Consider the following 3,232-nt stretch of genomic DNA (forward strand, 5'->3'; position numbering starts at 1 on the left):
TTTTAAACTTTAACACTTTTTGAATCATTAGTATAATTTGTCTACCGCCTTCATGATTTCTAAATAGGAAAACGTAACTACCTAATACTGTCAAATAAAGGATGATTTTGATGGTCAAACCGAAAATGAAATCTAGCTGAGTTAAGACTAAGTTATCCAGCAAACTCAAAAGTAGGAAGCTTATCCCTGCGACAGTGAAATCTTGTAACAATGTTTTAAAAAAGTCCTTAGAGGAAGCTTTCAATCCATACTTAAAGGCGCTATAGGGTTCATACCATGTACAGGTCAAGACTGTTGAACAAATCGTACCCAATAAAATTCCAGATATTCCTAAATCTAAAATCGCTAAAAAGTAGAGCGAAAGGAAAATGTTTAATAAAATTTCGACAATGACTTTTTTATTTTGCTCATAACTTAAGCCATAAACTGAAATCAACGTTAGAATCGGTCTTCTATAAAAAGTTAGGAAGAAATGAAGGACGATCAAAATCTCAATCGTATAATTAAATGAAAAACTCTCACCTAACCAGATAGTCATAAATGGATGAATGAACATTAAATAACCTAAGCTAGCAAAATAAATCAGGCTAAAAGTAATAAACTGGAATTTTTTTAGGAATTTAACCATATCTGCTACTGTCGTAGATTCCGAATGGACTAAGTTACCTACGGAAGAAACAACTGAATTAATCGCAGTATTTAAAATCAGTGAAAGAAATCCTAAAACATAGGTATAATTCCCATAAATACCAATAGCTGCTAAGCTGACAAAACTTGCCATTAGTATACTATCTGTTTGAAAAACAATCGTTTCTCCAATACTACCGACTACATTGCCTTTGATATTTCGTATAAATTTTCCTTTTTCCTCCTGATTAATGGGTGTTATCTCATTCTTAAACAAGTAACCATACAATCTATCCACAATACGCGACATGATGATATTCCCAATCAAATTCATGATGATACTGATTAATAGATAAAAGATATAATTTTGGGTAAAGACTAAAATTCCGATCTGCAAGCATACGCGAAGCGTATTTAATCCAAAGTCAATCAAAGTCATCATATAATTACGCTGATCGACATAAAGCAAGGTTCGTTTATAGGAGAAAAAATAGCTAGAAGCTGAGTTAAAAACAAAGAGGAAAAAAATCAAATATACTTCGCTATTTACCGTATAATCCTTTATCATATAAGGAAGAAATAAAGAAAGTATAGAGCCCAGTATAAAAATAGAAAAGCCAATGATTCTATATAATTTTTTGAAAAGAATCATAAAGGCATTGATTTTTCCATGTTCTTCTCTGTCTAAGGGTCCATATAGTGCATAGCTCATGGCTCCAGCAACCCCTAATTCTGCCAAAGACAGGATAGAAACTAAGCTAGACAAATAATTGTTTAATCCTAGATAGGTTACCCCAAGTAAATGGATAAAAATAGTTCGATTGATAAAGCCAAGAAGGACTTGAAAAGGTTGCAATGCCAGAGCAATACTCGTATTTAAGGTGGCAAATTCTGTTCTACTTTTTTTCGTGTATTTCATCTATTCCTTTAATTTTCCTTGTAAAAGTTGATCGAGATAACTCTCTGGAAGAACTTCTTCTTTCTTGATTTTATAAGTCGTTTTCAAAATCGGTGTTGTTTTTAATACTTCTTCCCATTCCTTTTCATCAAAAAGATCATGGGCATGGTCTCTTAAAAACCAAACACGCTCAGCTGGTGCTAGAATAGGTAATCTATCCACTAATTCTTTAAATTCATGATTTGATTCATATTCGGACAAAATAAAATAATCCATCATCAGGTAATGAATAAAAACTGGATATTTACGAACATAGTAAAGATATAAATCCCGAATATGTTTAAAATAAGGCTTGCCTTTTTTTCCTGCTAGAAAGAAACCTGCCCATTTAAAGTCACCAACAGTTCGTTCCATTTGATTTGTTCGTATAGGTGGATGATTCAGAGTAAAAAAGTCCCCTTCAAACATTTCTAAAGTTGCATAGGGAGATACCAATAAGGTTGCATCCATCCAAATTCCACCATATTGGTATAAGAGACTAAAACGAATAATATCTGAATAATGCGCAGCTGATAATTCTTTTTTCTTGTATTTTTCGGTGATGTCTGTTGGAATATTGATGAAATCCGCCAGATTTTCATCCGTCAACAAATAGAATTCACAGTCATTTCTTTTGGCGAAGTCTTTTATTGTTTTCATTGAAGCTTTTACCGTCTCAGGCATTTGAGCTTCACCCTGTTGCCACATTGTCCAAATCATTTTTGGAAATTCTGTTGTTTCTTCCTCTTTTTCATTACTCGAATCAACTAGTTGTGCTTCTTTTCTTAATTTTAGTACAAAATCCAAAAGAATCTTTCTTCGAAAATCATAAAACATCTTGTCAGATTTTTGTGCAAGAAAGTAAACACATGTTAGTTTAAGGCCATAATATTTTAAAATTTGACGATAGCGAGCCATTTTTTTTTGTAAGATTTGTAGTTTCATAAACTCTACAAATTCCTTTCACATTTTTCTAAAGCTGTTTTTAGAAAATATCCGTTACGAAGTTTCTCTCCTACTATTTTACTATTTTTAATCAATTCTTGATAATCTTCTTCATCAATTGAGTTTAAACAATCTGCAATTTCAAATAATGAATCAACAATGATTCCACATTGATTTTTTCGTACAAAATCAGCCAAAGCAGATTGGCTCCATACAATAATCGGAAAACCAGATGCTAAATATAGAGAAGCTTTATGCGGGTTATTCATCTTTAAATATTCTCCATACCTTCCACTACAAGTATGGGGGCTATCTCCGTCCCAGACTAACCCAAAGCCACCATGTAAGCGATTAGGGAGTTCATCAGGAGAAAAAGCACCTTGATAATGAACGTTGTGAGGAAGATTCTCCTCTTCAAAGTTAATGCCATAAATAGAAAAATCTGGTTTTTCGGGTAATTGTCTTGCGTATTTTGTTTTCCGAATATCGAAATTTCCAGCTAACAAAATAGTTTCTTTTTCATAAGCTTTCTTCTCTTTATAATGTGGAATCAAATAGTCAAATATCTCTAAGGAAACAATCTTCTCTTCCGGTATTCCTAATCGCACAAGTTCTGCTTTCATCTTTTCATTATGAGCGATAATACCATCGACTTTTTCAAGGACTGTTTTATTTTGTAAAAAATGGATAATGGAATATTTGAAATCTGTAAATGACTTGATT

The 3,232-nt window shown here is 32.5% G+C and carries 3 protein-coding genes; all 3 read right to left on the bottom strand.

Going from position 1 to position 3,232, the window contains the following annotated elements; all coding sequences use genetic code 11:
• On the bottom strand, window positions 1-1,546 hold a 1,546-nt coding region (locus D8837_RS09040), incomplete at its 3' end, for a lipopolysaccharide biosynthesis protein (RefSeq protein ID WP_125456849.1).
• Window positions 1,547-2,482 (bottom strand): capsular polysaccharide synthesis protein, encoded by a 936-nt coding sequence (locus D8837_RS09045; protein ID WP_260468891.1) that lies wholly within the window; start codon window positions 2,480-2,482, stop codon window positions 1,547-1,549.
• 32 nt (window positions 2,483-2,514) lie between these two features.
• The coding region (locus D8837_RS09050; RefSeq protein ID WP_125456851.1) for a galactofuranosyltransferase at window positions 2,515-3,232 on the bottom strand (718 nt) is incomplete at its 5' end.

The sequence above is a fragment of the Streptococcus mitis genome (assembly GCF_003942965.1).
Classification (GTDB): domain Bacteria; phylum Bacillota; class Bacilli; order Lactobacillales; family Streptococcaceae; genus Streptococcus; species Streptococcus mitis_BH.